We start from the raw sequence: 24,554 nt of genomic DNA, 5'->3' as shown, positions 1-24,554 counted from the left end.
TGCAATAGTTAGCACCGGCTGGCATGGTCGAGGCATGGCTTCACTCAACGTCGGCAATCTCGGCGACTACCTCCGCGAGCAGCGGCGCACCGCGCAGTTGTCCCTGCGGCAGCTCGCCGAGGCCGCGGGGGTGTCGAATCCGTATCTGAGTCAGATCGAGCGGGGGCTGCGCAAGCCCAGTGCCGAGGTGTTGCAGCAGGTCGCGAAGGCCCTGCGGATCTCCGCCGAGACGCTGTACGTGCGCGCCGGAATCCTCGACGAGCAGGAGCGGGAGGAGCTGGAGACGCGTGCCGTCATCCTGGCCGATCCCTCGATCAACGAGCGGCAGAAGCAGGTGCTGCTCCAGATCTACGACTCCTTCCGCAAGGAGAACGCCGCCGAGACCGCCGCCGGCAACGCCGCCGAGCAGGCGCACCCCACCGCCACTTAGGAGGACCACGACCATGGCCATCATCGACGAACTGCGTACCCCCCTCTACTTCGCCGCCGGCACCGCCGACCTCGCCGTGCAGCAGGCCAAGAAGGTGCCCGGCCTGATCGAGCAGATCGCCGCCGAGGCGCCCGCGCGGATCGAGGCCGTCAAGAAGACGGACCCCAAGGCGGTGCAGGAGAAGGCGCAGGCGAAGTTCGCCGAGCTGGTGGGCGGCCTGGACACCGATCTGAAGAAGCTGGGCGAGCAGGCGCAGGACCTGGCCCTGCGCGGGGTCGGCGTCGCCGCCGAGTACGCGGTCAAGGCGCGCGAGAAGTACGAGGAGCTCGCCGCGCACGGCGAGGAGGCCGTCAGGGCCTGGCGCGGCGAGGCCGCCGAGGAGATCACCGAGATCGCCATCGCCGTCGAGCCGGACCCGGAGCCGAAGGCCAAGGCGGAGACCGGGGCCGAGGCGAAGGACGAAACCAAGGCGGAGTCCGGGGACGAGACCCCCAAGGCGGCCACCCGCAGGACCACCACCCGCAAGGCTCCGGCCAAGAAGACGGTCGTCGCCGACGGCGTCGAGAAGTAGGCGGGGGGTCCGGGCACCAATCCCGGTGTCCGGAGCGTTGTAACGGGTACCTTGGCCGCGAGGCGCAACACCCACTCACCTAGGCGGTGCTCAGCATGTTGGCGAACGGCTTCGACTCGATTCTGTCCCTGGTGACCTTCCTGGTCTTCACCGGCTTCGCCATCGCCGCGTTCGCCTTCGCCGCCACGGCGCGCGAGGACGCCTACCGCGCCGCCGACAAGCAGACGAAGAAGTTCTGGCTGATCCTGCTCGGCGTCAACCTCCTGATCAACCTGCTGCTGCCCATGCTGTTCCTGCAGATCGCCGGGCTCATCGCGGCCATCGTCTTCATGGTCGACGTGCGGCCCGCCCTGCGGGAGGTCACGGGCGGCAGCGGACGGCGCGGCGGCGGTTCCAGCAGCGACGGTCCGTACGGCCCCTACAACGGCGGCCGGTGACGGACCAGACCGGTGGCGGACCAAGCCGGGCGACGGACCAGGCCGGTGGCCGACGCGGCCGGTGACGGACCAGGCCGGTGGCGCCAGTCGCCGGTGGTGACGGACGCGGCCGAGCGCGCGGGGCCCGGGGGCTAACCCCGGGCCCTGTCCCGTTCCAGGGCGAGGACGGCCACGTCGTCCGTCAGCTCCCCGCCGTTCAGCGACCGCACCTCCGTGACGGCCGCGTCCAGCAGCTCCTCGCCCCGCAGCCCCTGCGCCAGCTGCCGGTTGATCATGTCGACCATCCCCTCCTGGCCGAGCCGCGGGGAGCCCGGTCCGGCCGAGCGGCCCTCGATCAGGCCGTCGGTGTACATCAGCAGGCTCCAGGTCGGGCCCAGCTCGACCTGGCGGCGCGGCCAGCGGGCGCGGGGCAGCAGCCCGAGGGCCGGCCCGCTGTCCTCGTACGGCAGGAGCCGTGCGGCCCGGCCGTGCCGGGCGATCAGCGGCGAGGGATGCCCGGCCAGGCACAGGCCGGCCCGGCGGCCGTCGGGCGCGATGTCGACCGTGCACAGGGTCGCGAAGATCTCGTCGCTCTCCCGTTCGTGCTCCAGGACCTGCTGGAGCGTGGAGAGCAGTTCGTCCCCGCACAGTCCGGCGAAGGTCAGCGCGCGCCACGCGATCCGCAGCTCCACCCCGAGCGCGGCCTCGTCGGGGCCGTGGCCGCAGACGTCGCCGATCATGGCGTGGACCGTGCCGTCGGGCGTGCGGACGGTGTCGTAGAAGTCGCCGCCGAGCAGGGCGCGGGACCGGCCGGGCCGGTAGCGGGCGGCGAACCGCAGGTCCGAGCCCTCCAGGAGCGGCGTGGGCAGCAGGCCGCGCTCCAGGCGGGCGTTCTCCTGGGCGCGCAGCCGGGACTCGGTGAGCTTGACCTGTACGGCGTCGGCGCGCTTGCGCTCGACCGCGTACCGGATGGCGCGGCTCAGCAGCCGCCCGTCGAGCTCCTCCCGGAAGAGGTGGTCCTGTGCCCCGACCCGTACCGCCTCGGCCGCGAGTTCGGCGTCTGCGGACGCGGCGAGCGCGAGGACGGCGTGCCGGGGCGCGAGCCGCAGGATGTGCCGGAGGGGCGCCAGCGGGTCGTCCTCGGCCGTGCGGGGTGCGGGCAGCGCGAGGTCGACGAGCACGCAGTGCACGTCGTCGGTGAGGAGCCGCTCGGCCTCGGTGAGATTGCGGGCGGTACGGATACGGACCCGCGTACCGGCCGCGTCGAGCAGCTCGGGTACGGCGAGCGCACCGGCCGGGTCGTCCTCGACCACGAGCAGAGTGAGATCGGTCGCGGTGCCGGCGGACGTGCCGGGCGTGCCGGACGTGCTTGGCGTGCCGGATGCTCCGGGCGTGCCGGACGGCGCGGCAGAATCGATTCTCTGTCGCGGGACGGGTACGGACATCGGTCTGGTCTTCCTTCCCTCCCCCCGAGGGCCGGGGACCGACCATAGCGGTACCGCGCACCGCTTTGGAATGGCGATCACCCTGTGAACCGCCATGGCGGTATGGCATATGCCACGGATGGGGAGGTAGCCGCCGCCCGGACGGCCTCGGAACGGCCTCAGGACGGCGTCGGCCGCGCGTCGGCCCGGCGTCAGGAGGGCTCCGGGAGGATGAGGAACATCACTCCGGCAGCCGGCCCCCGCTCAGTCCGGCCGGACCACGCCCAGGATCTCCATCGAGCCCGCGCCAGCGAGCGTGACGTTCCGGCCGGGGCGCGGCGCGTGCACCATCATCCCGTCGCCCACGTACATCCCGATGTGGCTCGCGTCCTTGTAGTAGACGATCAGGTCGCCGGGCCGCATGTCCCGGACGTCCACGCGCGGCAGCAGCCGCCACTGCTCCTGCGAGGTGCGCGGGATGTCGCGGCCGGCGCTGGCCCAGGCGGTCTGGGTGAGCCCCGAGCAGTCGTACGAGCCGGGGCCCTCGGCCCCCCACACGTACGGCTTGCCGATCTGCGCCGTGGCGAACTCCACGGCCCGCTTGCCCGCCGCGGTCGCGCTGCCGCTCCCGCCCTTGAGGACGCCGGTGCCGAGCCAGGCGGTCTGCGCGCGGGAGCGTTCCTGCTCCTCCATGCGCAGCAGCCGTGCCCGCTCCTCGGCGGCGAGCTGGGACTCCAGCCTCTTCGCCGCCTCGATCTTGTCGTTGATCTCCTTCTTCGCGCGGGCCTGCTTGACCCGGTTGGCCTCGAGCTTCGTCCAGTTGAGGCTGGCCTCGTTCGCGTACGTGGTCAACTCGGCCTGCGTACGGTTCATCTCGCCGAGCAGGTCCTTGGTGGCCTTGTGGCCCTCCTTGAGCCGGCCCGCGTTGTCGAGGAAGAGCTGGGGGTCGTCGGTGAGGACGAACTGGGCGCCGTCGGGCAGTCCGCCGTTGCGGTACTGCGCGCGGGCGGCGGCGCCCGCGCGCGCCTTGAGGTCGTCGATCCGCTCGCGGCCGGCCACGATCATCCGGGCCAGCTTCACGAGCTCCTCGGACTGCTCCTCGGCGCGCTCCTCGGCGAGGTTGTACGCGTCGGTGGCGGCCGCGGCCTGACGGTAGAGGCCGTCGATCTCCTTGCGGACCTCTTCGAGGGTCTTCTTCGGCTGCTTCGGCGGCGGGGGCAGCGGGGCCGCGGCGGCCGGGAGGGTGAGGGCGGGCGAGACGAGCACCGTCAGGGCGCAGACCACGGCGATCGCGGCGGCGATGGCATGGCGGCGTCGGTTCACAGGCTCCCCCTCAAGTGACCCATATCTGATTTACCGTCAGTAACTTGGTCGTGACCTTGGTGATAGTGCCATGCGGAGCGGGAAAACGACAGGGGAAAGCGGGTCCTGTCGGGTCACATCCCCCCACGGGGGACGAGCGTTGCGCCCGTTGCGTTCCCCACTCGGGGGAAAACCAGGGGGAGTTCGGCAGCTCCGCTTCCGTGCGCCTCTCGCACACCTCCCGCGCGCCTCCCGCACGCCTCCCGTACGCCTCCCGCGTGCGGGCGCGTCAGGTGCGGCGTCACCCCCTCGGGGCCAGTGCCTCCCAGCGCACCGTCAGCTCGCCCTGCCGCCAGCGCCGCGGCCCGTCCGTCAGCGGCCAGTCCGCCGCGAGGTCGCGGGCGGTGCGGATCCAGCGCTGCCGGGCGCCCAGCGAGGCGAACGGGGCCGCCGCCGCCCACGCCCGGTCGAAGTCCCGCAGGAAGGCGTGTACCGGCTCGCCCGGCACGTTCCGGTGGATCAGCGCCTTCGGCAGCCGCTCCGCGAGGTCGGAGGGCCGGTCGAGCGAGGCGAGCCGGGTCGCGAAGGTCACCGTCCGCGGCCCCGTTCCGTCCAGCGCCACCCACACGTGCCGCCGCCCGATCTCGTCGCACGTGCCCTCCACCAGGAGCCCGCCGGGCGCCAGCCGCGCGCACAGCCGCTCCCAGACGGCGGCGACCTGCTCCTCGTCGTACTGGCGGAGCACGTTCGCGGCCCGGATCAGGGAGACCTCGCCGGGCACCGGCACCTCGAAGCCGCCGTGCCGGAAGGCCAGCCCCTCGCGCTCGTACGGCCGCGCGGCGGCGACCCGGGCCGGCTCGATCTCGACGCCGTAGAGGAGGGTGCGGGGGTCGGCGGTACGGAGCCGGGCCAGGAGCTCCACCGCGGTCCAGGGCGCGGCGCCGTAACCGAGGTCGACGGCCACCGGCGGCTCGGCGGACCGCCGCAGGGCCGGGCCGTGCACGGCGGCGATCCAGCGGTCCTGGCGGCGCAGCCGGTTGGGGTTGGTCGTCCCACGGGTGACGGTGCCCAGGGGACGGGGGGTGGTGCGGGGGGCCATGCAACGAGCGTAAGGGGCGCCGGCGGGGGCTCTGTCGTGCGTCCCGAGGGCTCCGGCCTGCGCCGAGGGTGCTGCCGGCGGGGTCCTGAGGTGCGTCCCGAGGGCTCCGGCCTGCGCCGAGGGTGCGCGACGCGCCGGATTCGTCGGTAATGACTTGGCAAAACGCCCCCGACGGTGGAAATGAAAGGGGGCATTCCGGTGTTGTGGCGCCTGGAGGAGGCCCGCCCGCCCCCCTCTCCGTCATGCCCGTGATGCCCGACAGCGCCCGACAGCGGAAGGACCGCCGACGTGAGCCAGTACGTGTCCCGGTTCGCCGGCACCCTGGCGGCGACGCCACGGCTCCGGCTCCCCGGCCGGTCCCGCACCCCGCGCCGTGTCGCCATGCTCAGCGTCCACACCTCCCCGCTGCACCAGCCGGGCACCGGCGACGCCGGCGGCATGAACGTCTACATCGTGGAGCTGGCCAAGCGGCTGGCCGCGATCAACATCGAGGTGGAGATCTTCACCCGGGCCACCACCGGCGGTCTCGCCCCGGTCGTCGAGCTGGCGCCCGGCGTGCTCGTACGGCACGTGGACGCGGGGCCGTACGAAGGTCTCGCCAAGGAGGAGCTGCCGGCCCAGCTGTGCGCCTTCACCCACGGCGTGATGCGGGCCTGGGCGGGCCACCGCTCCGGCCACTACGACCTGGTCCACTCCCACTACTGGCTGTCCGGTCACGTCGGCTGGCTCGCCGCCGAGCGCTGGGGCGTCCCGCTCGTCCACACCATGCACACCATGGCCAAGGTCAAGAACGCCTCGCTCGCCGAGGGCGACACGCCCGAGCCCGCGGCCCGCGTGATCGGCGAGACCCAGATCGTGGCGGCGGCCGACCGGCTGATCGCCAACACGGCCGAGGAGGCCGACGAGCTCGCCCGCTTCTACGAGGCCGACCCCGCCAAGATCGCCGTCGTCCACCCGGGCGTGAACCTGGACCACTTCCGCCCCGCCGACGGCCGCGCCGCCGCCCGGGCCCGGCTCGGCCTGCCCAAGGACGCCTTCGTGCCCGCCTTCGCCGGCCGCATCCAGCCGCTGAAGGCCCCGGACATCCTGCTGCGGGCCGCGGCCCTGCTCCTGGAGCGCGATCCGTCGCTGCGCTCGCGCATGGTCGTGCCGGTGGTCGGCGGCCCGAGCGGCAGCGGCCTCGCCAAGCCCGAGGGGCTACAGAAGCTCGCGGCCAGGCTCGGCATCTCCGATGTCGTCCGCTTCCACCCGCCGGTCGGACAGGACCGGCTCGCGGACTGGTTCCGGGCGGCCAGCGTGCTCGTCGTCCCCTCGTACAGCGAGTCCTTCGGCCTGGTCGCCATCGAGGCCCAGGCGGCCGGCACCCCGGTCGTCGCGGCCGCGGTGGGCGGGCTGCCGGTGGCCGTGCGCGACGACGTCACCGGCTTCCTCGTCCAGGGCCACGACCCGGTCGACTACGCCCGTGCGCTCGGCCGGTTCGTCGACGACCCCCGGCTCTCCGACCGGATGGGCGCGGCCGCCGCCCGGCACGCGGCGTCCTTCGGCTGGGACACGGCGGCGTCGGGGACGGCGGACGTGTACACCGCCGCCGTGCACGACCACCGGCTGCGCGACCACCGCCGTCGCGTACGCTCGCACCATGGCTGAGGACGTGGCTGAGGACGTACGGCGGATCATCGAGGACACCTTCAAGGACGCCGAGCTGGAGTGGGAGTCCCCCGAACCCGGCTCCTACGTGGTGAAGCTCCCGGGCACCCGCAAGCTCTTCACCACCCTGTCCCTGCGGGTGGGCCGCCACTCCCTCTCCCTCAACGCCTTCGTCGTCCGCCACCCGGACGAGAACGAGGCGGGCGTCCACCGCTGGCTGCTCGAACGCAACCTCAAGCTGTACGGGGTGAGTTACGCGATCGACCAGCTCGGCGACATCTACCTGGCCGGCAAACTGCCGCTGTCCGCCGTCACGCCCGAGGAACTGGACCGGCTCCTCGGGTCCGTCCTGGAGGCCGCGGACGGTGACTTCAACACGCTCCTGGAGCTGGGCTTCGCGACGGCGATCCGCCGGGAGTACGCGTGGCGGGTGTCGCGCGGCGAGTCGACGCGCAACCTCGACGCGTTCAAGAACCTGACGCGGAAAACCACCGACTGACGTCCGTCTCCGACCTCTTCCCGCCTCTTCCCTGACGGGGCGGAGGAGTGCCATGCTCGCGCCCAGCGCAGATCTGAACACCATTCATGTACGTGAAGGGCTCAGGTTCATGGCAGACGACGACAGGCTCAGTCCCGGGTCCGGCACCGGGCGCACGCTCAGCAGAAGGCGGTTCGTCGGCGGCGCGGTCGGCGTCGTCGCGGCCACCACCGCCACCGGCTTCACGTCCGCGCCCCGCACCCCGTACGCCTCCCTCTGGGAGGAGTACCTGGACGCCCCCTACACCCACCCCCAGATCCCCTACGTGGGCTCCGCCGGCGCCCACCGCGGCGCCACCCGGCTTCCCCGCCCTCCCGTCGTCGCGAACGCCCTCGCCTACGGCGCCACCCCCGACGGCTCGGCCGACTCCGCCCCCGCCGTCAACCGCGCCCTCGCGGCGGCCGGCGAGCGGGGCGGCGGCACGGTCCTGCTCCCGCCCGGCAGGTACCGCGTCGACGGCTATCTCCACATCGGCGACAGCGGCGTCGTCCTGCGCGGCGCGGGCTCCGGCCGTACGACCCTGGTCGCCACCCGCAGCCTGACCCAGCTGATCGGCCCCTACGGGTCCCGGTACGGCGGCGACAAGTCGGCCTGGTCCTGGGCCGGCGGCCTGATCTGGCTCTCCCCGCGCGCCCGCCACGCCGCCCTCCTCGCCGCGATCCGGGAGCGGGCCTGGCCCTTCGAGGGCTGGACCGGCAACCGGCGCGACGAGTGGACCACCCTCACCACGGTCCGCCCGGCCCGCCGCGGCGACCACACCGTCACCGTCGACGACCCCACGGGCCTTCGCCGCGGCCGGCTCGTCCTGCTCCGGCTCGCCGACGACGCCGGGCACACCCTCCTGGAGCACATGGCCGGTGGCGGCCCCGGCCCCGAGGCGTATCCGTGGGACGACAAGACGAAGCTGACCTCGTACGTCCCCTACGAGTGGCCCGTACGGATCACCCGGGTCGAGGGCCGCCGCGTCCGTCTCGAACGCCCGCTGCCCCTCGACGTACGCCCCGAGTGGGACCCCCGACTCGTCTCGGGGACGGCCCCGTTGACCGGCTCGGGGGTGGCCGGCCTGACCCTGGAGGCGCCCCCGCTCCCGCAGGCCCCGCACCTGCTCGACCGCGGCTACAACGGCGTCACCTTCCAGTGCGCGTACGACTGCTGGGCCGAGGACGTGGTGGTGCGCCATGGGGACAACGGCTTCGGGTTCGTCGCCGCCTCCGCCTGCACCCTGCGCCGCACCCGGGTGGAGGGGCGCGGCTCCCACCATCCGTACTTCTGCCGGGAGGGCGCGCACGACAACCTCGTCGAGGACTTCCGCATCGCCGCCCGTACCGTCCCCGCACCGGCCGGCACCCAGCTCCACGGCATCAACGTGGAGGGCCTGTCCAGCCACAACGTCTGGTCGCGCGGGGTGATGGAGACGGGCACCTTCGACACCCACCGGGGGATGCCCTTCGCCAACGTCCGCACCGGCATCACGGTCGAGAACGACGGCCGCCACGGCGGCGACGCCTCGGCGGGCCCGCTCTACGGGGCCCGGTTCACCCACTGGAACGTGACGGTGACCAACGGCCGGGCGGGCCTGGTGAGGCTGGACACGGTCGCCCCGTACAGCGCGACCGTCGGCATCAGCGAGGTGCGGGAGTTCGACCAGATCGACGCACCGGACTTCGCGGGCGAGCTCCACGCCCGCCTGGAGGCGTACGGCGCGCCCGGCGCCGTACGCCCTTCGAACCTCTACGAGGCGCAGCGGCGGTTCAGGAGGAGCTGACGGTGTCGGCGGCGGCCGCCGGGGGCGCCGGGGCCTTGGCGAGGGAGGCGGGAGCCGGTTCCTCGGCCAGGGCCGTGGGCGTGGCCGGGACCGTGGGCGTGGCCGGGACCGGGGCTGGGGTCGGGACCGGGACCGGGGCGGGCACGTCCTCCTCGGCGTCGGCGAGGGCGGACCGGAGCCGGGTCTGGTAGCCGAGCGCGGCGACGGCGCCGATGACCGCGCAGGCGATCCACAGGACGTCGGGCCCGGGCCCGTCCACGACCCAGCCGGCCAGGATCGGGGCGACGAAACCGGCCACCGCCCACGACATCCCCATCACGCCCTGGTAGCGGCCCCGGGCGTGCTCGGGGGCGAGCCGTGCGGTGGCGGCGGCGTTGGTGGGGACGTGGACCATCTCGCCGATCGTCCAGACGACGACGGTCGCGGCGAAGGCGACGGAGCTGCCGGCCAGCGCCGTGGCACCGGTGCCGACGGCGAAGAGCAGCGAGGAGACGGTCAGCAGCATCACCGGGGAGCGCTTGTCCGTGACCTTGTTGACGAGCAGCTGGAAGCCGACGATCACGATGCCGTTGACGGCGATGACGACACCGTAGGCGGAGGGGTCCAGCCCCTCGCCGGTCATGGTGAGCGGCAGGCCGATCCAGGGCGCGGTGAAGACGAGGCAGACGAGCAGGTTCAGGGCCACCAGGGTGCGGAAGGGCGCGTCGCGCAGGACGGTGAGGACGCTCACCTTGGCCTCGGCGACCGGCTCACCGGTGGTGTGGTCCTTCTTCGCCTCCGGCCGGGTCTCGGGCAGGCGGAGGAAGACGATCAGGGCGCACAGCGCGGTGGCGGCGGCGTCGACGACGAAGAGGGTGCGGTAGCCGAGGACGATCGCGGCCCCGCCGCCGATGGCGGCGATGGCGAAACCGAGGTTCAGGGCCCAGTAGTTGAGGGCGTAGGCGCGGCGGACCTCGTGGGCCGGGACGAGGTCGGCGATGGTGGCGTTGATCGAGGGCCGCACGCCCTGCATGGCGACGCCCATGAGGAGGACGACGAGCGCGACGCCCCAGGCGCTGGTGACGAAGGCGAGCAGCAGGGTGCAGCCGGCCGCCGCAAGGTGCATGGTGACCATGGTGGGGCGCCGGCCCCAGCGGTCGGTGAGCATGCCGCCGAGCGGCGATCCCGCCACACCGCCGAGGCCGTGCAGGGCGACGACGAGCCCGGCGAACCAGGCGGAGTGACCGAGCTCCTGGGTGAGGTAGAGGGAGAGGAAGGTGAGGACGAAGGCACCGGTGCGGTTGACCAGGGTCGACAGCCAGAGCCACCAGAAGCCGCCGGGGAGCCCCGAGACCGTGGCGCGCGCTGATCGTCTGAGCGATGCGATGGACATGTGTGGCCGGCCCCCTGGTGCGTGTAAGTCCCTCGTACGGCTCTCGTAACTTACGGATCTCATACGCCGGACGCCAGTGAATTGACGGTGCGCGTCAATCGTCGGCCGTCGTCTAGGCTCGGACGCATGGCCGACGCACCGTACAAGCTGATCCTCCTCCGCCACGGCGAGAGCGAGTGGAACGAGAAGAACCTGTTCACCGGCTGGGTGGACGTCAACCTCACCCCGAAGGGCGAGAAGGAGGCGGCGCGCGGCGGTGAGCTGCTGACGGAAGCCGGTCTGCTCCCCGACGTGGTCCACACCTCCCTCCAGAAGCGCGCCATCCGCACGGCGCAGCTCGCCCTGGAGGCCGCCGACCGCCACTGGATCCCGGTCCACCGCTCCTGGCGCCTGAACGAGCGCCACTACGGCGCGCTGCAGGGCAAGGACAAGGCGCAGACTCTGGCCGAGTTCGGCGAGGAGCAGTTCATGCTCTGGCGCCGCTCGTACGACACCCCGCCGCCGCCGCTCGCCGACGACAACGAGTTCTCCCAGGCCCACGACGCCCGCTACGCGACGATCCCGCCGGAGCTGCGCCCGCAGACCGAGTGCCTCAAGGACGTCGTCGAGCGGATGCTGCCCTACTGGTACGACGGCATCGTCCCCGACCTCCTCGCCGGCCGCACGGTCCTGGTCGCCGCCCACGGCAACAGCCTGCGCGCCCTGGTCAAGCACCTCGACGGCATCTCGGACGCCGACATCGCGGGCCTGAACATCCCGACCGGCATCCCCCTCGCCTACGAGCTCGACGAGAACTTCAAGCCGCTCACCCCCGGCGGCACCTACCTCGACCCGGAGGCCGCGGCGGCGGCGATCGAGGCCGTGAAGAACCAGGGCAAGAAGAAGTAGGAAAAGCGATCATGCCCCTGACCTGCGCCCAAGGTGCAGATCGGGGGCATTTTCGCGCTCTGGGCCCACGCTGGGCCTCGAGGATGCCCCGAGCTGTGGCCGCGAGCGGGAGACCCATCCTCCGCAGTGCCCGGCGGCTAAGGGCGCTCTCACCTGGAGCGATTCCTTGAGCCCTGAAAAGCCCTCCCGGAGCTCCACGTAACGGCAGGTTAGAGCGCCCCGATCGCATGTCATCGCGGCCGACTATGCGGCACGATGGACGTAAAGCTCACTCGGGGGTGCAGCGTGGAAAGAGGCCCCAGTGCCGACGGGGTACACGTCGAGGGGACGGCTCGGACCAATAACGAGGCCGTTGGCGGCACGTTTCACGGCCCAGTGACGTGGCTGGTAGCTCGATCTAACGGGAGCGTGTTCTGCCACTGAACCTTGTTGTCTATGAACGCCACACGCGGGTACCCCGATTCGCCATTGAGCTGACCGGCAACACCGACGGTTCTTTGCTTCTTGTGTACGCGGCTACTCTCCCAGACCTGATGGAACTCCTCGCCAAGTGGACGCCGGTTCTGGGCGCACTTGGCCAAACCGAGCAGATGGCCCGTAATCGTCAGGAGCAAGCGAACGCAGATGGCTAGGACTTGTCCGGTCGATCACGCTCATGGCCAGGAGGCGCGAGTCGTCGCGTTGCGGCTGCCGATATCGGCCTGGGCCGCAGCACGGGGTATCACCTTTCGCCGCCCGACGGACAGGAGCCCTTGTGGCCGATGAAGGGCGCGCGTCGCTCCGGATGGCGGGCGTCATGGCGGCAGTCGTCGCCGTGGTGGTGGGGGGAAGTGTGTACGGGCTTGTGGCGGAGAGTGCCGGTAAGGCCGCAATCGGCGTGGGCGACGTAGAAGGGGCATGGATCGCTGAGGACGACGGCGACGTACGCCTGGTGATGCGGGCGGACGGTTCGGCCGAGCTGGAGCCCAAGGCGCAGGCCGAGGCCTGCGCATGGGTGCCGGCACACGACGGGCGGGCTGCGGCGACGTGGACCTTCGGCGATATCGACGATCCTCGCGTGGTGCACATAGAAGTCCGGCATCCCGACACAGCCGAGAGATGCTACTTCGATCTCGACGTAGCCGAATCGGGTAAGCGAGCGACCGTCTACGGCGAACAGGCCTCTCCGTCCGTCCCTACGTATGTACGTGGCGGCACCCGGGCAGTGACCAACTGAGTCGACAGCAACTGATCGCCCGGACAGGACCTAGCTGACCCCATGCCCTGCGAAGGGGCAGCCGCTAGCGGGGCGCCGACGTGAGCGGGCGGGCTCCGGCCGCCATTCCGCTGTGGCGCCGGCGCTCTGGAGCACCGCAACGGCGTCCTGGGCCCGGTCGGCGGGCAGCCCTTCGAGGACGGTGACGGGGGCCTTCCGCATGAGGTTCCGGCTGCGCCACAAGCTCAGTCCGGCCACCTGGCGCACCGCCACGACCAGGTCCCTCTCGCGGGGCCCGCAGTCGACGAGCACCACCTCGTGGGGCGGGTCGTCGCAGAGCAGCGTGAAGTGTTCGACGGACTCGTCGTCGGCCAACCCGCCCCCCTTCCTCAGCGACCGCGAGCCTAGGCGCCCTGAAAGACGGGAGCCACGGGAAAACCTCGGCATACGATCGGCGGATGTCTTCAGAGGAACCGAGAGTCGTCTGGTCCCTGATGGGGTTCAGCAAGGCGGACGAATTCCTGCGCACCGAGTTTCCCATCAGCCGTGATCAGATTCGGCAGCTTCGGGAAGTGATCAAGCCGGACGCGGACGACCCCTGGATGTACCTCGGCTACGAGGTGCCCCTTGAGGTGTGGCCCGCAGTCGACGCCATCCTGCACTGCGGGCCGCCCGATCCCGGGCTCGACTACCAGACGGGCTCGTACGCCGCCGAGTGATCGGTCCCGGCCGGACGACGTGACGGAGAAACCTCCCGGCCGTCATGGCCGCCCCCGCCCATGCCGCCGCCGACGAAACCGCACCCTCCGGCCGCACGGCCGCCCCGCCTCGGACCGGCTGACGCTGCGTTCGGTGGCCTTCCTCGAGCCCTGACCGCTCACTCGCCCGCCGCGACCCGCAGGTCCAGCCGCATCAGGACCTCGTCGCGCGTGTCGTGCGGGGCGAGGCGCAGGGCGTCGGGCCAGCGGCCGGACTCCTGCCAGCCGAGGGCGGAGTAGAAGCGCTCCAGGCCCTCCCCGCCTCGGGCGGCGAGGCGGAGGTGGTCGAGGCGGAGCTCCTCGCGGGCCACGCGGTGCAGTTCACGCATCAGCGCCGTACCGACGCCGAGACCCCGGAAGTCCGGGTGGCTCTGGAGGTGGTGGACCGAGCCCCAGTGGGCGACGAGCGGGTTCGGGTCGCGGCCCAGCACGACCCAGCCCGCGAGCCGCCCGCCGGCCGTCGCGGTGATCAGCCGGTGGCCGTCCGGGCCCAGCCGGCCGACCAGGGCGTCGAGCACCGGCGCGACCTCCGCCTCGCCGACCGGCGGAAAGGGAAAACCGGCGGCGCCGCCCGCGTTGGTGACCGCGATCCAGCAGTCGATCAGGCGTCGGCGGAGCGCGGGGGACACGTCCGCGGGTGAGGTGGCATGGGCGAGCGCGATGATCACCCGCCCATCCTCGCCCACGTCCCATCCGGGCCCACGGGCCCACGGGTCCCAGCCACCTCGGGTCCCCACGCCTCGGGCCCCGCCAGTGCCGGCGGCCCGCCACGCCCGCCCCCCGGGGCCCGCACCGTATTTCCCGCGCGCTCCCGTCCCCCATCCTTTACCGTGCGCGCCATGGCACCCCATCTGGAACCGGTCACCCCGGACACCATCGACGCCGCCCTCGCCCTGCGGGTCCACCCCCACCAGGAGAAGAACGTCGCGCCCGTCGTCCGCTCCCTCGCCGAGGCGTACGCCTTCGGTGAGCGGGCCTGGCCCCGGCTGATCTTCGACGGTGACCGGCTCGTCGGCTTCCTGATGGCCTTCGTCGACATCCCGTGGGACCCGGAGAAGGACCCGGACGACCGGCGCAGCGGCCTGTGGCGGCTGAACATCGGGGCCGAGCACCAGGGCAAGGGCTATGGGCGGTTCGCCGTCGGCGCCGTGCGCGAGGAGTTGCGGCGGCGTGGGACGCGCGAGATGTACGTGAGCTGGGAGCCGGGCGAGGACGGGCCCGGCGCCTTCTACGAGGGCCTGGGATTCCGCCCGACCGGCGAGACCACCGGCCGGCAGACCGTCGGCGTCCTCGACATCACCCCGGCCTAGGCCCGCACCCCGGCCCCCTCGGCACGACGTCGCGCGGGCCCCGCTCCGCTCGGGAGCAGGGCCCGCGCCCCGTGTCGTCTAGCCGGAGCAGCCGCCGCACTGGCACGGCCCGCCCGACTGGCAGCCACAGCCGCAGCCGGAGCCGCACCCGCAGGCGCCGAGGACGGGCAGGAACTCCGCGTCGCGCGGGAGCACGGTCTCCTGCTGGGGATCGGTGATCGGAGCGGATTGGGCCATGGGGTCCCTCCCTGAGAGGCGTACCTCGCCTCCCCCATTGCATGCCCTGGTCCCGGGGCGCATCAACGGCGCACTGTTGTGCGAACGGCGGCCCGAAGCCGCCTTCGCGCCCACCCGCAGCCGTCCGCGCCCCGCCGCTCCGCGCCCGCCGCTCCGCGCCCTACGCCCCCTCGACCGGCGCCTCCGCCGGCTGCAGCTCGTCCGCGTGCTCGCCCGTCACCAGGTAGACCACGCGCTTGGCCACCGACACCGCGTGGTCCGCGAACCGCTCGTAGTAACGGCCGAGCAGCGTCACGTCGACGGCCGTCTCGATGCCGTGCTTCCAGCGGTCGTCCATCAGGTGCTTGAACAGCGTGCGGTGCAGCGTGTCCATCTCGTCGTCGTCCTGCTCCAGCTGGAGCGCCAGGTCGACGTCCTTGGTGATGATGACCTCCGCCGCCTTCGCCATCAGGCGCTGCGCCAGCTGTCCCATCTGGAGGATCGTGGCGTGCAGGTCGTTCGGCACGGCCCGGTCCGGGAAACGCAGCCGGGCCAGCTTCGCCACGTGCTGGGCCAGGTCGCCCGAGCGCTCCAGGTCGGCGCTCATCCGCAGCGAGGTGACCACGATCCTCAGGTCCGTCGCCACCGGCTGCTGACGGGCGAGCAGCGCTATCGCCCGCGCCTCCAGGTCGTGCTGGAGGTCGTCGACCTTCTGGTCCGCGGCGATCACGCTCTCCGCGAGCTTCAGGTCGGCGTCGAGCATGGCCGTCGTGGCGCGCCCGATCGCCGACCCGACCAGGCGGGCCATCTCGACCAGGCCCTCGCCGATCGAGTCAAGTTCCTCGTGGTACGCGTCCCGCATCGGGTGTCCCTCTCTCCTGCGATCTCCTGCGACTACGTGCCTCGCGGCCGGTCGTCCTGCGCAATGCTCCGGGAGCCGGACCGGACCCGGAAGGGGGCCGGTACTCCCACGCTCCCACGTTCGGGCCCGTACGCGTCCGGCTCCACCCCCACACATGAACCGGTACTTTCCCCCAGGTGAACTCTGGGCGACTCGCACCGCGGTCGCCACCAGGGCAAATGAACCACCCCCGTCCCCCCGGTGAACTCTGGGCGACGACTGTTCGAGGAGCCACTCGCACGGCTGGGAGAGTGTCAGCCGACCCGCATAACCTGGATGGCATGGACGTGAACGCGGCGGTCGCCGCATTGGCCGCGATCGCCGGCGTGTGCACCGGCGTGATCGCCATGCTGGCGTTCCGCTGGAGCGAGCGCGACCAGGCGCGACCCACCCGTACCTCCCTGCACACCGACGCCGTGCTGCCGCCCGGCGTCGACACCGTGCTGTCCGTGCTGCGCTCCTCCGCGGTCGTCCTCGACGAGAGCGACTCGGTGGTCAAAGCCAGCTCGGCGGCGTACGCGCTCGGCCTGGTCCGGGGCGGGAAGCTGGCCGTCGAGCCCATGCTCAACATGGCCCGCGACACCCGCCGCGACGGCGAGATACGCCAGGTCGAGCTCGACCTGCCCCGCCGCGGCACCGGCCGGGGCGAAGCCCTCGCCGTCTCCGCCCGGGTCGCTCCGCTGGGGTCGCGCCTGGTGCTGCTGCTCGTCGAGGACCTGACCGAGGCCCGCCGTATCGAAGCGGTACGGCGCGACTTCGTCGCCAACGTGAGCCACGAGCTCAAGACGCCCGTCGGCGCGCTCTCGCTGCTCTCCGAGGCCGTCATGGACGCCTCGGACGACCCCGAGGCGGTCACCCGCTTCGCGGGCCGGATGCAGATCGAGGCGACCCGCCTGACCAACCTCGTACAGGAGCTCATCGACCTCTCCCGGGTGCAGAACGACGACCCGCTGGAGGACTCCGAGCCGGTGCGGGTGGACGAGCTGGTCGCCGAGGCGATCGACCGCTCCCGGCACACCGCGTCGACGAAACAGATCACCATGGCGTCCGGAGGGACCTCGGACCTGTTCGTCTGGGGCAGCCGCGGGCAGCTCGCCGCCGCCCTCGGCAACCTCGTCGAGAACGCCGTCAACTACTCCCCGGCCCACACCCGGGTCGGCATCGCCGCCCGCCGCGTCGCGGCGCCCGGCGGCGACATGATCGAGATAGCCGTGACCGACCAGGGCATCGGCATCCCCGACAAGGACAAGGAGCGCATCTTCGAGCGCTTCTACCGCGTCGACCCCGCCCGCTCCCGTGCCACCGGCGGTACGGGGCTGGGCCTGGCCATCGTGAAGCACGTGGCCGCCTCGCACGGCGGGGAGGTCACGGTGTGGAGCACCGAGGGCCAGGGGTCCACCTTCACCCTGCGGCTGCCCGAGGCGGGCGCCGTACGGGACCGCCGGTCCTCCGAGTCCGCCTCGACCACCCCTGATCTCATGACCGAACCGCTCCCCGCCCCGGAGGTCCTTCCGTGACCCGAGTGCTTGTCGTCGAGGATGAGGAATCCTTCAGCGACGCCCTGTCGTACATGCTCCGCAAGGAGGGCTTCGAGGTCGCCGTCGCGGCGACCGGGCCCGACGGCCTCGACGAGTTCGAGCGCAATGGAGCGGATCTCGTCCTCCTCGACCTGATGCTGCCGGGTCTGCCCGGTACGGAGGTCTGCCGCCAGCTGCGCGGCCGCTCGAACGTCCCGGTCATCATGGTCACCGCCAAGGACAGCGAGATCGACAAGGTCGTCGGCCTGGAGATAGGAGCCGACGACTACGTCACGAAGCCCTTCTCCTCGCGGGAGCTGGTCGCCCGCATCCGCGCGGTCCTGCGCCGCCGCGGCGAGCCGGAGGAGGTCACCCCGGCCGCCCTGGAGGCCGGCCCGGTCCGCATGGACGTCGACCGCCACGTGGTCACCGTCGCCGGCGCCAAGGTCGACCTCCCCCTGAAGGAGTTCGACCTCCTGGAGATGCTGCTCCGCAACGCGGGCCGCGTCCTGACCCGCATGCAGCTCATCGACCGCGTCTGGGGCGCGGACTACGTGGGCGACACCAAGACCCTCGACGTCCACGTCAAGCGCCTCCGCGCGAAGATCGAGCCGGACCCGGGGGCGCCGCGGTACCTGGTGACGGTGCGGGGGCTCGGCTACAAGTTCGAGCCGTAGGCCGTAGGCCGTTGGCCGTGGACCGTAGGGCTTGAGGCCCGTAGGCCGACGACGGCCCCTGGGTGTACGTGAAGGGCGCCCCCTCCTGGGAGGGGGCGCCCTTCACGTGTGTACGACGGCTCAGTGGCCGGCCGAGTGGCTCGCCTCGCCCGTCGGCGTGGCCGTGGCCGTGCCCTCGGCGCCGTGGCCCGGGGTGGCGGTGCCGGTCGGCGTGGCGGTGCCGGTCGGCGTGGCGGCCGGGGGCTTCGGGATCTCGGTGGGGCCGAAGTCCTTGAAGTAGCTGGTCGCGGGGACGACGAACGCGCTCAGCTCCACGTCACCGGTCTTGCTCAGCTTGAAGACGACCTTCTGCGTGTCGCCGTTCTTCGCGGCCTCGCGGCCGTTCTCGATCGTGGCGGACGCGTTGCCCTTGCCGCCGATGACGACCGAGCCGCCCGCGGGGACGGTGATCGGGCCGGAGCCCTGGGCCGCCTTGAGCGTCACCTTGGCGGGGGTGCCCGGCAGGGTGATCGACTCCAGGGTCTGGGGGGCGCGGCCGTTGTTGAAGACGGTCGCGGACACGACCGCGGGACCCTCCGCGCCCGGCTCGGGCTGGGTGATCACGACGGCGTTCTGGATCTGGACGTCGTCCACCGTGACGGCGGCGTTGTCCGGCCGGACACCGAGCGTCTGTGCGTCGTTGCCCGCACCACAGGCGGACAGCGAGGCGATCGAGATCACGATGGCGGTGGCGGCGAGGGCGCCGCGTCGAAGGCTGCGGCTCACGGCGGCGGCAACTCCTAGGACGTACGGACGGGCTATGGACGGCTAAAGGTGTGTCAGCGCGCTTAGGTTACCGAGCCGCACTCTCCGTCCCGCACCCGACCCGCCCCCCGCGCGCTCCCCGCCTCCCCGGGCCACCGTCGCGAACGCGCCGCCATGGCCGGATCACGCCCCATTGGCCCGCCGTTCACATATCCGTCGTGATCAATTCGGCGCGCCGTCCCGCATTCCTCCGTCCGCGTCCTCGGAAAAAATCCGTCCGGTCGGCCGTGATCAATTCGAGAATCCGTTCGCGCGTCGTCCGTACGGGTGGTCGATCCTCGAACGGAGTACGTGAACCGGGCCACACCGAACCCGGCAAAACGGGACATCGCCCCTCGTTCGCGCCCCTCCTGGCACCTGTAACGTGGGTGTTTCTCTGTGTCCGCGCAGCCGCTCCCACCTGCGAATACCGCCTTCCGGAAGCCCTCCGCAGCACGTCCGCGTCGCTGTTGTCAAGCCCCGAGATATGCCCTGACCTGCGAAAACGCCATTCAGAAGAAGCCGTATCCGTGTTACCCTGGATAGCCACGGAAGGGGTACCTGTCACATGACGTTCAAGGTTGGCGACACCGTGGTCTATCCCCATCACGGGGCCGCGCTGATCGAGGCCATCGAAACTCGCCAGATCAAAGGCGTGGACAAGACCTACTTGGTGCTCAAGGTCGCGCAGGGTGACCTGACGGTTCGTGTGCCGGCGGACAATGCGGAGTTCGTCGGTGTTCGCGACGTGGTCGGTCAGGATGGGCTGGACCGGGTCTTCGAGGTGCTGCGCGCACCGTACGCCGAGGAGCCGACGAACTGGTCTCGTCGCTACAAGGCAAATCTGGAGAAGCTCGCCTCGGGCGACGTCATCAAGGTCGCCGAAGTGGTGCGCGACCTGTGGCGCCGCGAGCGCGAGCGTGGACTGTCCGCGGGTGAGAAGCGCATGCTCGCCAAGGCGCGCCAGATCCTGGTGAGCGAGCTGGCCCTCGCGGAGAACACGAACGAGGACAAGGCCGAGGCACTCCTCGACGAGGTGCTCGCGTCCTGACGCCTGCGCTCCGAACCGTCTGACGCCTGGCGTCCATGCCAAGCCCAGCACATGCCGCGGTGCCCGTCGGCGCGCTGTGAATCCTTTGATTCCACAGTGCCGTCGCCGGGCACTGCGGCATGTTCGTCTCTCTTCTCCCGACCCCCTGACCTGCGGCTCTCGCACGGCGACGCCACTGGCGCGGCGACGCCTCTCGCATGGCGACGCCCCGACCGTCGTCACGGAAAGGGCCCGGTCGAGGCGTCTCAGCAAGCTTGCTGACGCCATACCCACCTCGTCCGCGGAAACAAACCTGCCGGAGTGCAACCGATGACAGACGAAGCGCGTCCTCCACGTACCGCCGTGGTGATCCCCGCGGCCGGCCGGGGCGTGCGCCTCGGCCCGGGCGCCCCCAAGGCGCTGCGCGCGCTGAACGGCACACCCATGCTCATCCACGCCGTCCGGGCGATGGCCGCCTCACGCGCGGTCTCCCTCGTCGTCGTGGTCGCGCCCCCCGACGGGGCCGCCGAGGTCAAGAACCTCCTCGACACCCACGCGCTGCCCGAGCGCACCGACTACGCGGTTGTCCCCGGCGGCGCCACTCGCCAGGAGTCCGTCCACCTCGGCCTGAAGGCGCTGCCCGAGGACGTCACCACCGTCCTCGTCCACGACGCCGCCCGCCCCCTCGTGCCCGTCGACACCGTCGACGCCGTCATCGAGGCGGTACGGGACGGGGCCGTCGCCGTCGTCCCCGCGCTGCCCGTCGCCGACACCGTCAAGGAGGTCGAGCCGGCCGAGAAGGCGGGCGACCCCGAACAGGTCGTCGCCACCCCGGTCCGGGCCCGCCTGCGCGCCGTACAGACCCCGCAGGGCTTCGACCGCGACACCCTCGTCAACGCCCACGCCACCGTCGCCCTCACCGGCGAGGGCGCCACCGACGACGCCGGCATGGTCGAGAAGCTCGGCGCGCCCGTCGTCGTCGTGCCCGGCCACGAGGAGGCGTTCAAGGTGACCCGCCCGCTCGACCTCGTCCTCGCCGAGGCCGTACTCGCCCGCAGGAGGGCCAACGATGGCTTCTGACCTCCCCCCGCTGCTGCCCCGCACGGGCATCGGCACCGACGTCCACGCCTTCGAGAAGGGCCGCGAGCTGTGGTGCGCCGGCCTCCTGTGGGAAGGCGAGGAGTACGGGCTCGCCGGGCACTCCGACGGTGACGTCGCCGCCCACGCCGCCTGCGACGCGCTGTTCTCCGCCGCCGGCATCGGCGACCTCGGCGCCCACTTCGGCACCTCACGGCCCGAGTGGTCCGGCGCCTCCGGCACCACCCTGCTCGCCGAGGCCGCCCGTATCGTCCGCGCCGAGGGCTACGAGATCGGCAACATCGCCGTCCAGGTCGTCGGCGTCCGCCCCAAGATCGGCAAGCGCCGCGACGAGGCCCAGAAGGTCCTCAGCGAGGCGGCCGGCGCTCCCGTCTCCGTGTCCGGCACCACCACCGACGGCCTCGGCCTCACCGGCCGCGCGGAGGGCCTGGCGGCGCTGGCGACGGCGCTGGTGTACCGGGTGACGGCGCCGTAGCGCCGCGATGACAGGGCCGGCGCCGGCCGGGAACGCACCGGCGCCCTGGTCGGCCGCGTGGCCGGCCTGGTGCGCCGGTGCCCCGTCCCGGGCGCGCCGACGACCGCGCGAGGCGGCGATCACGGCGACGTACGCCGCCGCCGAGGCGTGCGTGAAGGCCGTCACCTCCGTCCACACGCTCGGCGGCGACGGCCTCACCCGCGCGTCCGCCTCGCCCGGTCGATCACGGCGGCCCGCCGGCGCGGATCTCCCCGGTCGGCCGGGGATGGTCCTTGACCACGTGGCCCGCCGGACCCTGGGCCCGGGCCCGTCGTGCCGAGCCCGTCGTACCGCGCCCGGCGGGGTGCGCGCGACTCAGGCCAGGGGCGCGCCGACCAGGGTGACGATGTTGGTGAAGATCTCGACGTCGTGCTGGTGGGCGGTGACCAGCACGCGCCGCCGCCCGGCCTCGTCGGCGGTGTAGCGGTGGGCGTGGATCCGGCAGGGCGCGTCGAGTTCGGCGTACCGGATGAAGGCGGTGTCCATGCCGACGACCAGGCTGGGCCGTGGTGACGCGACGGCCTGCGCCGCCTGGCGGCCGGCCTCGAGCAGCAGCATGCCGGGCACGTGGTCGACCCGGTGGTCGAACAGGATGGGGTGGGTGGTGTCCACCCGCAGCAGCCACCGGTGCGGGCGGCCGGTGGGCGAGAGGGCGACGTCCGCGGCGCGGGTGCGTCCCACGAGGGGCGCGGGCAGCGGCGGTGCGGGCGGCAGCGCCCGGGCGTTGGCCAGGTCGATGTCGGCGTACTGGCCGCGCAGGCGCTCGTAGATGGCGCGGTCCTGGATGGCGAACCGGGTGCGGGCGCGCGCGAGCGGCCGGCCGGCCCGGTACACCAGCGCGTCCAGGAGCATGGATACCGCCCTCCCCCGGCGGTACTTCACCTCCGAACACGTGATGTGCAGCGCGAGCTCGGTCTCCCGCTCCGCGACTAACAGCCCCATGGGGTCGAGCTCCCAGCGGAAGTCGTGCCACAGCAGCTGGTGGCCCATCGGCGTCTCGTACGCGACGTGCGAGAGCAGCGGCAGCGCCTGCCGCACCGTCTCGCTCAGCAGCAGCGGGTCATGGAGCCCGTGCTGGGTGGTGTAGAAGTCGTGCGTTCTCGGCCACTTGGCCCGCACGACGAAGGAGTGCTCACCGGTCCGCTGCCAGTCGGTGAGCAGGACCTCGTCGGGGTTCGTCTTGTGCGTGTGCTTCTGGGCGACGAGTGTCGGGACTCCGCGTGCTCCGTCTGTCCGGTCGTGCGCAAGGTGCAGCTGTGACATGCCAGTTCTCCCCTACTGACTCAACTGATGCGCCCTGACTAGTGCTTGGCGGGCGTTGAATTTATCATAGTGATGATTCTTTTTTATTGAGAGAGGGGGATGAGCCAGATGTCTCGGGTCATGCAGGAGCGAGCGGTGCGCACACGGGAGGTGCTCCTGCGCGCGGCGGCGGAGGTGTTCGACGAGGTCGGTTATCCCGGGGCCAGCATCACCAAGATCATCGACCGGGCCGGGGTGACGACCGGCGCGGTCTACTTCCACTTCCGCTCCAAGGAGGGCCTGGCCCGCGCCGTCATCCAGGAGCAGGCCGCCGACCTGGACTTTCCCGAGGGCGAGGCGGGACTGCAACGGCTCATCGACCTGACCTTGTACCTCGCCCGCGAACTCCAGCGGAACACCCTGCTGCGCGCCGGTGTCCGGCTCGCGGTGGAACAGAGCGAGGCCGGGCTGCAGGAGTACTCGATCTACGAGTGGTGGGCCGAGCGGTTCGAGCAGGACCTCGAGGAGGCGCGGGGCCGCGGTGAGCTCCTGCCGGAGGCCGACGCCGGCATCTTCGCCTCCACGCTGGTCGCCGCCTTCACCGGCGCGCAGATCATGTCGCAGCTCGCCAGCGGCCGGGCTGACCTGCCCCGGCGCATCGCGAACCTGTGGCGGTGCCTGCTGCCCGGACTGGCTCCGGCCGACGTCATCGACCGGCTGGACATCACCGTCGACGGCGAGGGAGGCGCACGATGACCACCGTCCTGGTGACCGGGGCCACCGGCTTCATCGGCTCGAAGGTGCTGCGCCGGCTGCTCGAGGCCGGCCGCGCGGGTCACGGCCTGGACGTGGTGGTCGCGGGGCGCTCGGCGAGCGTTCCCGGGGTCGCCTGGCGCCGCGCCGACCTGTCCCGTCCGGAGTCGTTGCGCGGGCTCACCCGAGGCGTCGACGTCCTCGTGCACCTGGCCGCCCTGGTCGTGGGCGACGAGGCCGCCTGCGACGCGGTCAACCACCACGGCACCGCGGCGCTCGTCGCCGAGGCCGAGCGCGCCGGCGTGCGCCGCATCGTCCACCTGTCCACGGCGGCCGTCTACGGTGCGGGCCCGCACCGGGGCATCACCGAGAACGAGGTCACGCCCGCCCCGGTCTCCCCGGCCAGCCGGTCCCGGCTGGCGGGGGAGGAGGCGGTGCTCGCCGCCGGCGGCACGGTACTGCGACCGGGCCTGGTCACCGGGGCGGGCGACCGGTGGGTGGTGCCCGCGCTCGCCGACCTGCTCGCCTTGGTGCCCGCCCGCTGGGACGGCGGCCGCGGGCTGCTGTCCATGGTCGACGCGAACGACCTCGCCCGGCTGATCACGGCGCTCGTGCTGGCCCCGGACCCGGCGCCCGCGGGCGTCCACCACGCCAGTCACCCCACGCCCGTGCGCAACGGGGACCTGATGGCCAGGCTGTCCGAACTCGGCATCCTGCCCGCCGCGCTGGCGGACTGGTCCTGGCAGGAGTGCCTGGAACGGCTGCGCGGCGGCCCGGGTGGCGTGAGCGAGCGTCAGTTCGCGCTGCTGGCCGGTGACCACTGGTACCGCAGCGACGGCATCTGGATCGCGACCGGCGCCACCGCGGGCCCCGGCCCGCTGGCCCGCCTCGCGGCGGCGGCGCCCTGGTACCGCGCTCACCTGGACCGGAGGGGTGGTGCCGTCCGCGCGGCGGCGTGAGGGATCCGGTCGCGGGCAACATGCCAAAGCCGTTCCCGCGACCGGAAGACGGATCAATGTTCACCGGAACGCCCGGTACCGTTGAGGGGTCGTGACGTGAGCCGGCCTGAGGAGTGCGGGAGGAGCTGTGGAGCTCGTACGAGGTCCCG

27 protein-coding genes and 1 pseudogene are annotated in these 24,554 nt (G+C 72.3%); 18 read left to right on the top strand and 10 right to left on the bottom strand.

From position 1 onward, the window contains the following. Nucleotides 1–34 precede the first annotated feature (34 nt). From ABTZ91_RS02330 to ABTZ91_RS02320, 3 genes are all read left to right on the top strand, one after another. The gene (locus tag ABTZ91_RS02330) at nucleotides 35–430 is read left to right on the top strand and encodes a helix-turn-helix transcriptional regulator (RefSeq protein ID WP_352075188.1); all 396 of its coding nucleotides are present in this window, start codon (nucleotides 35–37) and stop codon (nucleotides 428–430) included. Nucleotides 431–443: 13 nt separating this feature from the next. After that, nucleotides 444–1,001, top strand: a complete 558-nt coding sequence (locus tag ABTZ91_RS02325) for a hypothetical protein (RefSeq protein ID WP_352075187.1) — start codon at nucleotides 444–446, stop codon at nucleotides 999–1,001. A gap of 95 nt (nucleotides 1,002–1,096) precedes the next feature. Beyond that, nucleotides 1,097–1,438, top strand: a complete 342-nt coding sequence (locus ABTZ91_RS02320; protein WP_352075186.1) for a DUF2516 family protein — start codon at nucleotides 1,097–1,099, stop codon at nucleotides 1,436–1,438. Nucleotides 1,439–1,569: 131 nt separating this feature from the next. Here ABTZ91_RS02320 and ABTZ91_RS02315 read toward each other — a convergent pair whose 3' ends face one another. The 3 genes from ABTZ91_RS02315 to ABTZ91_RS02305 all read right to left on the bottom strand — a co-directional run bounded on the left by ABTZ91_RS02315 (nucleotide 1,570) and on the right by ABTZ91_RS02305 (nucleotide 5,242). Beyond that, on the bottom strand, nucleotides 1,570–2,862 hold the full coding sequence (locus ABTZ91_RS02315; protein WP_352075185.1) for a SpoIIE family protein phosphatase: 1,293 nt from the start codon (nucleotides 2,860–2,862) through the stop codon (nucleotides 1,570–1,572). A 243-nt stretch (nucleotides 2,863–3,105) separates the two neighbouring features. Continuing rightward, complete coding sequence (locus tag ABTZ91_RS02310; RefSeq protein WP_352075184.1) at nucleotides 3,106–4,164, bottom strand: C40 family peptidase; 1,059 nt, start codon at nucleotides 4,162–4,164, stop codon at nucleotides 3,106–3,108. A gap of 280 nt (nucleotides 4,165–4,444) precedes the next feature. Beyond that, nucleotides 4,445–5,242: a class I SAM-dependent methyltransferase gene (locus ABTZ91_RS02305; protein WP_352075183.1), complete on the bottom strand. Its 798-nt coding sequence runs from the start codon at nucleotides 5,240–5,242 to the stop codon at nucleotides 4,445–4,447. Between the two features lie 288 nt (nucleotides 5,243–5,530). Between ABTZ91_RS02305 and mshA the strand changes: the two genes are divergently transcribed. From mshA to ABTZ91_RS02290, 3 genes are all read left to right on the top strand, one after another. Further along, nucleotides 5,531–6,889 carry a D-inositol-3-phosphate glycosyltransferase gene (gene mshA / locus ABTZ91_RS02300; protein ID WP_352075182.1) on the top strand — a complete coding sequence of 453 codons (1,359 nt, stop codon included), beginning with the start codon at nucleotides 5,531–5,533 and terminating at the stop codon, nucleotides 6,887–6,889. Next, entirely contained in the window at nucleotides 6,882–7,388 is a 507-nt protein-coding gene (locus ABTZ91_RS02295; RefSeq protein ID WP_352075181.1) for a YbjN domain-containing protein, read from the top strand. The genes mshA and ABTZ91_RS02295 overlap by 8 nt, the downstream gene beginning before the upstream one ends. 109 nt (nucleotides 7,389–7,497) lie before the next feature. After that, the gene (locus ABTZ91_RS02290) at nucleotides 7,498–9,192 is read left to right on the top strand and encodes a glycosyl hydrolase family 28-related protein (protein ID WP_352075180.1); all 1,695 of its coding nucleotides are present in this window, start codon (nucleotides 7,498–7,500) and stop codon (nucleotides 9,190–9,192) included. Here the strand turns inward: ABTZ91_RS02290 and ABTZ91_RS02285 are convergent. Beyond that, nucleotides 9,179–10,564, bottom strand: a complete 1,386-nt coding sequence (locus ABTZ91_RS02285; RefSeq protein WP_352075179.1) for an MFS transporter — start codon at nucleotides 10,562–10,564, stop codon at nucleotides 9,179–9,181. The two genes, ABTZ91_RS02290 and ABTZ91_RS02285, sit on opposite strands and share 14 nt — an antisense overlap. 126 nt (nucleotides 10,565–10,690) lie before the next feature. Here ABTZ91_RS02285 and ABTZ91_RS02280 point away from each other — a divergent pair, with 126 nt between their 5' ends. Beyond that, nucleotides 10,691–11,452, top strand: coding sequence for a phosphoglyceromutase (locus tag ABTZ91_RS02280; protein WP_352075178.1), 762 nt, complete (start codon nucleotides 10,691–10,693; stop codon nucleotides 11,450–11,452). A 754-nt stretch (nucleotides 11,453–12,206) separates the two neighbouring features. After that, entirely contained in the window at nucleotides 12,207–12,668 is a 462-nt protein-coding gene (locus tag ABTZ91_RS02275) for a hypothetical protein (protein WP_352075177.1), read from the top strand. 30 nt (nucleotides 12,669–12,698) lie between these two features. Here ABTZ91_RS02275 and ABTZ91_RS02270 read toward each other — a convergent pair whose 3' ends face one another. Next, a complete protein-coding gene (locus ABTZ91_RS02270; RefSeq protein ID WP_352075176.1) occupies nucleotides 12,699–13,022 on the bottom strand; it encodes a ribosomal protein L7/L12 in 324 nt (107 codons plus the stop codon). A gap of 83 nt (nucleotides 13,023–13,105) precedes the next feature. Between ABTZ91_RS02270 and ABTZ91_RS02265 the strand changes: the two genes are divergently transcribed. Next, nucleotides 13,106–13,366, top strand: coding sequence for a hypothetical protein (locus ABTZ91_RS02265; RefSeq protein WP_352075175.1), 261 nt, complete (start codon nucleotides 13,106–13,108; stop codon nucleotides 13,364–13,366). Between the two features lie 158 nt (nucleotides 13,367–13,524). Here ABTZ91_RS02265 and ABTZ91_RS02260 read toward each other — a convergent pair whose 3' ends face one another. Continuing rightward, complete coding sequence (locus tag ABTZ91_RS02260) at nucleotides 13,525–14,073, bottom strand: N-acetyltransferase family protein (protein ID WP_407077879.1); 549 nt, start codon at nucleotides 14,071–14,073, stop codon at nucleotides 13,525–13,527. A gap of 171 nt (nucleotides 14,074–14,244) precedes the next feature. On the opposite strand from ABTZ91_RS02260, the gene ABTZ91_RS02255 reads away from it, so the two are divergent. Beyond that, nucleotides 14,245–14,715 carry a GNAT family N-acetyltransferase gene (locus ABTZ91_RS02255; protein WP_352075174.1) on the top strand — a complete coding sequence of 157 codons (471 nt, stop codon included), beginning with the start codon at nucleotides 14,245–14,247 and terminating at the stop codon, nucleotides 14,713–14,715. Between the two features lie 78 nt (nucleotides 14,716–14,793). Here the strand turns inward: ABTZ91_RS02255 and ABTZ91_RS02250 are convergent, their stop codons facing one another. Both ABTZ91_RS02250 and phoU read right to left on the bottom strand, forming a co-directional pair. Then, the gene (locus ABTZ91_RS02250; protein WP_352075173.1) at nucleotides 14,794–14,952 is read right to left on the bottom strand and encodes a hypothetical protein; all 159 of its coding nucleotides are present in this window, start codon (nucleotides 14,950–14,952) and stop codon (nucleotides 14,794–14,796) included. Between the two features lie 160 nt (nucleotides 14,953–15,112). Then, nucleotides 15,113–15,793, bottom strand: coding sequence for a phosphate signaling complex protein PhoU (gene phoU / locus ABTZ91_RS02245; protein WP_345486630.1), 681 nt, complete (start codon nucleotides 15,791–15,793; stop codon nucleotides 15,113–15,115). 320 nt (nucleotides 15,794–16,113) lie between these two features. Here phoU and ABTZ91_RS02240 point away from each other — a divergent pair, with 320 nt between their 5' ends. Continuing rightward, nucleotides 16,114–17,349 (top strand): ATP-binding protein, encoded by a 1,236-nt coding sequence (locus ABTZ91_RS02240; RefSeq protein ID WP_352075172.1) that lies wholly within the window; start codon nucleotides 16,114–16,116, stop codon nucleotides 17,347–17,349. After that, nucleotides 17,346–18,026, top strand: coding sequence for a response regulator transcription factor (locus tag ABTZ91_RS02235; protein WP_046419660.1), 681 nt, complete (start codon nucleotides 17,346–17,348; stop codon nucleotides 18,024–18,026). The genes ABTZ91_RS02240 and ABTZ91_RS02235 overlap by 4 nt, the downstream gene beginning before the upstream one ends. 120 nt (nucleotides 18,027–18,146) lie before the next feature. Here the strand turns inward: ABTZ91_RS02235 and ABTZ91_RS02230 are convergent, their stop codons facing one another. Next, on the bottom strand, nucleotides 18,147–18,791 hold the full coding sequence (locus ABTZ91_RS02230) for a DUF461 domain-containing protein (RefSeq protein ID WP_352075171.1): 645 nt from the start codon (nucleotides 18,789–18,791) through the stop codon (nucleotides 18,147–18,149). A 586-nt stretch (nucleotides 18,792–19,377) separates the two neighbouring features. Here ABTZ91_RS02230 and ABTZ91_RS02225 point away from each other — a divergent pair. From ABTZ91_RS02225 to ABTZ91_RS34115, 4 genes and pseudogenes are all read left to right on the top strand, one after another. After that, a complete protein-coding gene (locus tag ABTZ91_RS02225; protein ID WP_003953493.1) occupies nucleotides 19,378–19,860 on the top strand; it encodes a CarD family transcriptional regulator in 483 nt (160 codons plus the stop codon). 309 nt (nucleotides 19,861–20,169) lie between these two features. Then, nucleotides 20,170–20,919: a 2-C-methyl-D-erythritol 4-phosphate cytidylyltransferase gene (gene ispD / locus ABTZ91_RS02220; RefSeq protein ID WP_352075170.1), complete on the top strand. Its 750-nt coding sequence runs from the start codon at nucleotides 20,170–20,172 to the stop codon at nucleotides 20,917–20,919. Next, on the top strand, nucleotides 20,909–21,412 hold the full coding sequence (gene ispF / locus ABTZ91_RS02215) for a 2-C-methyl-D-erythritol 2,4-cyclodiphosphate synthase (protein ID WP_352075169.1): 504 nt from the start codon (nucleotides 20,909–20,911) through the stop codon (nucleotides 21,410–21,412). The genes ispD and ispF overlap by 11 nt, the downstream gene beginning before the upstream one ends. Before the next feature lie 109 nt (nucleotides 21,413–21,521). Then, a pseudogene (locus ABTZ91_RS34115) lies at nucleotides 21,522–21,713 on the top strand (acyl-CoA dehydrogenase); the annotation flags it as partial. Nucleotides 21,714–21,766: 53 nt separating this feature from the next. On the opposite strand, the gene ABTZ91_RS02210 reads toward ABTZ91_RS34115, so the two are convergent. Then, nucleotides 21,767–22,714 carry a ScbA/BarX family gamma-butyrolactone biosynthesis protein gene (locus ABTZ91_RS02210; protein WP_352075168.1) on the bottom strand — a complete coding sequence of 316 codons (948 nt, stop codon included), beginning with the start codon at nucleotides 22,712–22,714 and terminating at the stop codon, nucleotides 21,767–21,769. A gap of 135 nt (nucleotides 22,715–22,849) precedes the next feature. Between ABTZ91_RS02210 and ABTZ91_RS02205 the strand changes: the two genes are divergently transcribed. Together ABTZ91_RS02205 and ABTZ91_RS02200 are read left to right on the top strand one after the other, a co-directional pair. Then, nucleotides 22,850–23,449 (top strand): ScbR family autoregulator-binding transcription factor, encoded by a 600-nt coding sequence (locus ABTZ91_RS02205; protein WP_352075167.1) that lies wholly within the window; start codon nucleotides 22,850–22,852, stop codon nucleotides 23,447–23,449. Continuing rightward, complete coding sequence (locus ABTZ91_RS02200) at nucleotides 23,446–24,405, top strand: NAD-dependent epimerase/dehydratase family protein (RefSeq protein ID WP_352075166.1); 960 nt, start codon at nucleotides 23,446–23,448, stop codon at nucleotides 24,403–24,405. The genes ABTZ91_RS02205 and ABTZ91_RS02200 overlap by 4 nt, the downstream gene beginning before the upstream one ends. Nucleotides 24,406–24,554: the final 149 nt, after the last annotated feature.

Source organism: Streptomyces sp. NPDC126499 (genome assembly GCF_040302485.1).
Classification (GTDB): Bacteria; Actinomycetota; Actinomycetes; order Streptomycetales; family Streptomycetaceae; genus Streptomyces.
Note: the sequence above shows the minus strand (reverse complement) of the source record. Positions and strands in the feature narration are given on the sequence as shown.

Excerpts from the sequence above, each read along its gene's own strand:
- ABTZ91_RS02285 (WP_352075179.1), bottom strand. The coding sequence starts at position 10,564 with ATGTCCATCGCATCGCTCAGACGATCAGCGCGCGCCACGGTCTCGGGG.
- ABTZ91_RS02240 (WP_352075172.1), top strand. The coding sequence starts at position 16,114 with ATGGACGTGAACGCGGCGGTCGCCGCATTGGCCGCGATCGCCGGCGTG.
- ispF (WP_352075169.1), top strand. The coding sequence starts at position 20,909 with ATGGCTTCTGACCTCCCCCCGCTGCTGCCCCGCACGGGCATCGGCACC.
- ABTZ91_RS02225 (WP_003953493.1), top strand. The coding sequence starts at position 19,378 with ATGACGTTCAAGGTTGGCGACACCGTGGTCTATCCCCATCACGGGGCC.
- ABTZ91_RS02210 (WP_352075168.1), bottom strand. The coding sequence starts at position 22,714 with ATGTCACAGCTGCACCTTGCGCACGACCGGACAGACGGAGCACGCGGA.
- ABTZ91_RS02290 (WP_352075180.1), top strand. The coding sequence starts at position 7,498 with ATGGCAGACGACGACAGGCTCAGTCCCGGGTCCGGCACCGGGCGCACG.
- ispD (WP_352075170.1), top strand. The coding sequence starts at position 20,170 with ATGACAGACGAAGCGCGTCCTCCACGTACCGCCGTGGTGATCCCCGCG.
- ABTZ91_RS02315 (WP_352075185.1), bottom strand. The coding sequence starts at position 2,862 with ATGTCCGTACCCGTCCCGCGACAGAGAATCGATTCTGCCGCGCCGTCC.
- ABTZ91_RS02250 (WP_352075173.1), bottom strand. The coding sequence starts at position 14,952 with ATGGCCCAATCCGCTCCGATCACCGATCCCCAGCAGGAGACCGTGCTC.
- ABTZ91_RS02330 (WP_352075188.1), top strand. The coding sequence starts at position 35 with ATGGCTTCACTCAACGTCGGCAATCTCGGCGACTACCTCCGCGAGCAG.
- ABTZ91_RS02305 (WP_352075183.1), bottom strand. The coding sequence starts at position 5,242 with ATGGCCCCCCGCACCACCCCCCGTCCCCTGGGCACCGTCACCCGTGGG.
- phoU (WP_345486630.1), bottom strand. The coding sequence starts at position 15,793 with ATGCGGGACGCGTACCACGAGGAACTTGACTCGATCGGCGAGGGCCTG.
- ABTZ91_RS02295 (WP_352075181.1), top strand. The coding sequence starts at position 6,882 with ATGGCTGAGGACGTGGCTGAGGACGTACGGCGGATCATCGAGGACACC.
- ABTZ91_RS02265 (WP_352075175.1), top strand. The coding sequence starts at position 13,106 with ATGTCTTCAGAGGAACCGAGAGTCGTCTGGTCCCTGATGGGGTTCAGC.
- ABTZ91_RS02325 (WP_352075187.1), top strand. The coding sequence starts at position 444 with ATGGCCATCATCGACGAACTGCGTACCCCCCTCTACTTCGCCGCCGGC.
- ABTZ91_RS02200 (WP_352075166.1), top strand. The coding sequence starts at position 23,446 with ATGACCACCGTCCTGGTGACCGGGGCCACCGGCTTCATCGGCTCGAAG.
- ABTZ91_RS02320 (WP_352075186.1), top strand. The coding sequence starts at position 1,097 with ATGTTGGCGAACGGCTTCGACTCGATTCTGTCCCTGGTGACCTTCCTG.
- ABTZ91_RS02280 (WP_352075178.1), top strand. The coding sequence starts at position 10,691 with ATGGCCGACGCACCGTACAAGCTGATCCTCCTCCGCCACGGCGAGAGC.
- ABTZ91_RS02255 (WP_352075174.1), top strand. The coding sequence starts at position 14,245 with ATGGCACCCCATCTGGAACCGGTCACCCCGGACACCATCGACGCCGCC.